We start from the raw sequence: 2,779 nt of genomic DNA on the forward strand, positions 1-2,779 counted from the left end.
GGGGCCGCGACCGAACTGGCGCCGACCGCCAGCACGCTGACGAGCGCGCTGACCGGCGCGCTGGGGAGCGCCAGTGGCGGCTCAAGCCCGCTGGCGCCCGTGACAGGCGTCCTCTCGACAGCGACAAGCCAGCTCTAAGTCTGGAAGAGGGCGGCGGCGCAAGCTGCCGCCCTTGCTGTCTCTGCATGTGATCTGGGATCGGGCGGCTTGCGGACGGGACTGTGAGAACAAAAATGACGGGTACTTTCGGGGCGCGACGCGGAACCCGCGGCGCGGTGGGCTTTGGCGTGCCGGCGATACTGCTGCTGGCCGGCCTGGCACCGGCGGCGCGGGCGCAGCTGGCGCCGCATATCATCAACCAGAACGAGCTCGGGCAGAGCGTGCGGCTGCCCAACCTGGCGAAGGAGCAGGTGCCGAAGCGGAAGCCGCCGACGCCTTCGGTGTCGGGCATCTCGCCGTTCGTGCTGCGCGGGGTGCGGGTCGAGGGCGCCACGACGCTGCCGCCCGCCGCGGTGGCGGCGACCTGGCGGGGGATGATCGGGCATCGCGTCGGCAGCGCGCAGCTTTCGGCGATCCTGATCGCGATCGGGCGGCTGTGCCAGCATCAGGGGCTGGCGCTCTATTCGGTGTCGTTGCCGCAGCAGAACTTCGCCGGCGGCCAGGTGGTCGTGCGGGTGATCGAGGGGCATGTCGGCGCGGTCACGATCGAGGGCAACACGAAGGGCGCGAGCCTCGGGCTGCTGAAGCATTACGCGGCGCGGATCGTCGCGGACCAGCCGCTGCACCGGGCGACGCTGGAGCGGAACCTGCTGCTGATGCAGTCGATTCCCGGCCTCAAGGTGGGCAGCGAGCTGCGGCCGATGCCGGGGCGGCCCGGGGTCGTGCGGCTGCTGCTGGGGATTCATCGCCGGACGGTGGAGGCGGGGTTCGACGTGAACAATGCCGGCGACCGCCAGCTCGACATCGTGCAGGGCACGGCGAACGTGACGGTGAACGGGCTGTTCCGCCAGGGCGAGCGCGACCAGCTGGTGTTCGGCGCGCCGGCGAGGATCCGCCGCTACCAGTATTACGGGATCGTGCATCAGGAGCCGATCGGGACCAACGGGACGACCGTGACCGTCACGATGGGCGAGCTGATCACCCATCCGGTCGGGGCGATCAATTCGGGGACGGCGCAGATCGCGAGCGTGCGGCTGTCCGACCCGCTGATCTATACGCAGACCCGGCAGCTCGATGCCTCGGTGGAGGCGGACTACCTGAACAGCAACGAGGCGCTGCTCGGGCAGACGGCGGTCTCGGAGCGGACGCGGACGCTGCGGGAAGGGCTGATCTTCGCGCGGGCGGGGGACTGGAACGGGATCGACAGCGGGTCGTTCACGGTGAGCGAGGGGATCAACGCGCTGGGGGCGCGGCGCGGCAGCCTCGCCTATGGCGGGCCGGGCTTCACCAAGTTCGACGTGAGCCTGGTGCGGCTGCAGGCGCTGCCGAAATCGTTCTTCCTCACCGTGCGGGCCAACGCCCAGTACGCGCTGAACCATCTGCCGGGGAGCGAGCAGTTCCTGTTCGGCGGCAGCGAGTTCGGCCGGGCCTATCCGGCGGCGGTGATGGCGGGCGATAGCGGGATCGAGATGTCCGCCGAGCTGAGCCACAAGCTGCCCTTGCTCCAGCACGTCGCGCCGAAGCTGATCTCGGGGCTGGCGGCGTTCGGCTATGCCGACTGGGGCCGGATCTGGAACCGGCAGACGATCTACCAGTATCCGGTGGATACCGGCGCATCGGCCGGCGGGGGCGTGCGGATGCTGCTGCTGCGCCATTTCGAGCTGACGCTCGGCGCCGGCAACGAGCTGGTGAAGCCGCGCGAGGCGGCGAAGCTGGAGCGCTGGCGCTTCCTCTTCGCCGTCTCGGGCCGGTTCTGACCCCACGGCCCCGTCGCTAGGGCGGGGCCGGGATCGCGATCAGAGCATCATCTGATCGGATGGAGTGCTCAGTGCTGGGCTTCGAGCCGGTGGATCCGGTTCAGCTGATGCTGGAAGACCGCCCGGCCGCCGGACTGCGCGGATGAGGCCGAGGCGGAGGTCAGTTGCGCCTGGCCGGACGGGCCGGCGACATCCGCGCGGGCGGCGAGCGGCGCCAGGGCGGCCAGCATGGTCAGGGCGGTGACGGCGATTGCAAAAGTACGCATCGGAAAACTCCTTGTTCATGTCGCGGGGATCGATCCCCGCCTTGGCTCCGGAGGTGGCGATGCGGCGGCGGCGGCGGAACGTGCCGGTTCAGGCTAAGTCTCATGCCGTTTACGCATGGAACGGGGCGCGGGTCAGTGCCCGTCGTGGTCGTCGTCATGGTCGCCATCGTGGTCGCCGGCGCGATCTCCATCGTGATCGTCGTCGTCGAACCGGTCGTCATCGTCGGCATGCTCGTCGTCCGGGGCATAGTCCGGGTATTGATAGATGGGGCCGTAGGCCGGACCGTAGCCGGCGCCGTAACCGTAGGGCGCGCCGTAGCCGAAGGATGGCGGGGCATAATAGGCGGAGCCGCCATACGGCGCGCCGGCGGTCGTGGTGCAGCCGGCCAGGCCGAGGACGGCGATGCCGAGCGCGGCCAGGATGAGCGCGGGAGCGAAAGGCGCGATCCTGTCCATGCCCGGCAGATTGGTCCGGCGGGGGCGGAGTCCAGAGCCGCCACATCAATCCTGCTTGAGCGGACGCGCGGGGCCGGGTTGCGGAATTATATTGTTTTGTAAACGTAACGATAAGGGCGTGCCGGGATGCGGCCGCTCAGG

The 2,779-nt window shown here is 69.6% G+C and carries 3 protein-coding genes; 1 reads left to right on the forward strand and 2 read right to left on the reverse strand.

Annotated features, from left to right (window positions below; genetic code table 11):
* Nucleotides 1–233 precede the first annotated feature (233 nt).
* Complete coding sequence (locus tag APM_RS11645; RefSeq protein WP_039888432.1) at nt 234–1,916, forward strand: ShlB/FhaC/HecB family hemolysin secretion/activation protein; 1,683 nt, start codon at nt 234–236, stop codon at nt 1,914–1,916.
* 68 nt (nt 1,917–1,984) lie between these two features.
* On the opposite strand, the gene APM_RS11650 is transcribed toward APM_RS11645, so the two are convergent.
* Together APM_RS11650 and APM_RS11655 are read right to left on the reverse strand one after the other, a co-directional pair.
* Nucleotides 1,985–2,182: a hypothetical protein gene (locus tag APM_RS11650; RefSeq protein WP_011942098.1), complete on the reverse strand. Its 198-nt coding sequence runs from the start codon at nt 2,180–2,182 to the stop codon at nt 1,985–1,987.
* 132 nt (nt 2,183–2,314) lie between these two features.
* Nucleotides 2,315–2,638 carry a hypothetical protein gene (locus tag APM_RS11655; protein WP_007423579.1) on the reverse strand — a complete coding sequence of 108 codons (324 nt, stop codon included), beginning with the start codon at nt 2,636–2,638 and terminating at the stop codon, nt 2,315–2,317.
* Nucleotides 2,639–2,779 lie beyond the last annotated feature (141 nt).

Origin of the sequence: Acidiphilium sp. PM, assembly GCF_000219295.1 — a bacterium.
GTDB lineage: Bacteria > Pseudomonadota > Alphaproteobacteria > Acetobacterales > Acetobacteraceae > Acidiphilium > Acidiphilium multivorum.

What these genes read in the sequence shown, in the direction of transcription:
- APM_RS11655 (WP_007423579.1), bottom strand. Translation starts at nt 2,638, where the DNA reads ATGGACAGGATCGCGCCTTTCGCTCCCGCGCTCATCCTGGCCGCGCTC.
- APM_RS11650 (WP_011942098.1), bottom strand. Translation starts at nt 2,182, where the DNA reads ATGCGTACTTTTGCAATCGCCGTCACCGCCCTGACCATGCTGGCCGCC.
- APM_RS11645 (WP_039888432.1), top strand. Translation starts at nt 234, where the DNA reads ATGACGGGTACTTTCGGGGCGCGACGCGGAACCCGCGGCGCGGTGGGC.